Raw genomic sequence first — 1,513 nt, forward strand, 5'->3', positions numbered from 1 at the left:
GGTACAGGCTACATGCAGGTTTCGGCTTGGCTACAAAACATGGGTGAAGACCAAGGTTGGAACTACATGCAGAAGCTAGATCAAAACATTGCTCACTACACGCACTCAGGCTCTAAGCCATGTGTTCAAGCGGGCATGGGTGAAGTCGCTATCGGTATTTCTATGGCGAGCCGTGGCGCTAAGCTGAAAACTCAAGGCGCGCCACTTTCAGTGATTACGCCTGAAGGCATCGGCTGGGAATCTGAAGCGGTAGGTCTTGTTAAGCCTTCTGATGCAGCACAACGTGTTATCGATTGGTCTATTTCTAAAGCGGCAAATGAGCTTTACATCGAAATGTACCCAGTTGTTGGTCACAAAGATGTGACAGGCAAAGCAGAGAACTTCCCTAATGTAGAAAAGAACATGGCAAAAATGGACTTCGCTCGAATGGGCAGCGAACGTGCCGACGTTCTTAAAACATGGTCTGACAAGTTTGACGCTAAATCAGAGCCAAAATCTTAATCTGACGACCTATTCAGTTACTTAACTATTTAGTTCATTAGAAGTTAGAAATCAGTAAAGGAAGACTTCGGTCTTCCTTTTTTAGTTTTACGCCTTTAGGTTTTAAGTAAGGTACAACAAATGACAAAGCACTACTCATATTGGTTCAAGCAAGCGTTGGAACAAGAGTTTGGCAACATCAATGCGGGGCTAGATTCGGTTAAGCCGCTCCAAAAAGACGTCAACTGTGATATCGCCATTGTTGGCGGTGGCTATACGGGTTTATGGACGGCGATTTTAATCAAACAACAGCAACCCGAAAAACATGTTGTCGTGATTGAAAAAGGCCTATGTGGTAGCGGTGCTTCTGGTGCGAACGGCGGTTGCATGCTGACGTGGTCAACTAAGTATCCGACGCTGAAAAAGCTCTACGGAAAAGAACAAGCGAAATGGTTGGTTAAGGAGTCGGAAAAGGTTATATACGAGATCGAAGCCTTCTGTAACGAACACAAGATTGACGCGCATCTATATCGCAGCGGAACTTACTACACGGCGACCAATAAAGCTCAAAAGGGTGGAATGGAGCCTGTCGTTAATGAGCTGGTTAAGCAGGGTATCAATAGCTGGAAGAAGTGCGACAATTCTTTGGCTGATAAAGCGGGATCTGATCGCCACATTGAGGGTTACTACTCAGAAGCTGCGGGTAGTGTGCAGCCAGCGTTATTGGCGAGAGGCTTACGCCGCGTTGCGATCGAATTGGGTGTCGAAATTTACGAAAATACAGAGATGACATCACTCGACTATGGCTCCCCAGCTCGAATTCAAACCAAAGGCGGTTCCGTATTTGCAGATAAAGTGATTTTGGCACTCAATGCGTGGATGCACGATCACTTTAAAGAGTTCAAACGCAGCATTGTGGTTGTCTCTTCAGATATGGTAGTGACCAAGCCTATTCCTGAAAAGCTCAAGAAATTTGGCCCAGAGAAAGGGGCGGCGGTGGTGGATTCGCGTATCTTTGTCCACTACTACCGAG

The 1,513-nt window shown here is 46.2% G+C and carries 1 protein-coding gene and 1 pseudogene; both read left to right on the forward strand.

The window, feature by feature from the left end:
• A pseudogene (locus AB4496_RS20760) lies at nt 1-501 on the forward strand (putative 2-aminoethylphosphonate ABC transporter substrate-binding protein); the annotation flags it as partial.
• 120 nt (nt 502-621) lie between these two features.
• On the forward strand, nt 622-1,513 hold an 892-nt coding region (locus tag AB4496_RS20765; protein ID WP_372131836.1), incomplete at its 3' end, for an FAD-dependent oxidoreductase.

The sequence above is a fragment of the Vibrio sp. 10N.222.46.A1 genome, assembly GCF_041473595.1.
In the GTDB taxonomy this organism is placed as follows: Bacteria; Pseudomonadota; Gammaproteobacteria; order Enterobacterales; family Vibrionaceae; genus Vibrio; species Vibrio tasmaniensis_A.